Genomic DNA, 415 nt, shown 5'->3' with positions numbered 1-415 from the left:
CAAGGCGACGACGGCCGACCTGGGGACGTTGGTCGACCAGCTGATGAAGCTGGGGTTGGAGTTCGCCGCCGACGCACTGCCGATGATCCTGACCCGAGCCGTGAAGGAGGACCTGGGCTCGCCGGCGCTGTTGGAGCAGTTGTTCAAGGACGAGTTGGAGCGTCGCGAGGAGCGGCGGATCCGGACCTCGCTGCGGCTCTCGGGCCTGCCGACGGGCCAGACGTTGGCCAACTTCGACTTCGCGTTCCAGCCGGCGGTGCAGCGGTCGAAGCTCGACGCGCTGGCGACCTGCGCCTGGTTGCGAGAGAAGCAGGGCCTGCTGATCCTGGGCCCGCCCGGGGTCGGCAAGACGCATCTGGCGATCTCGCTGGGTGTCAAGGCGGTGGAGAGCGGCTTCTCGGTGGCGTTCTTCCGC

At 68.4% G+C, this 415-nt stretch carries 1 protein-coding gene; it reads left to right on the top strand.

Annotated elements, in window-relative coordinates; all coding sequences use genetic code 11:
- Positions 1 to 415, top strand: a 415-nt coding sequence (locus tag ACYOEI_RS41180) for an ATP-binding protein (protein ID WP_462856488.1), incomplete at both ends; no start/stop codon positions are given.

This window comes from Singulisphaera rosea (assembly GCF_054877945.1).
The sequence above is the reverse complement of the archived record's forward strand: the minus strand, read 5'-3'. Positions and strand labels throughout refer to the sequence as shown.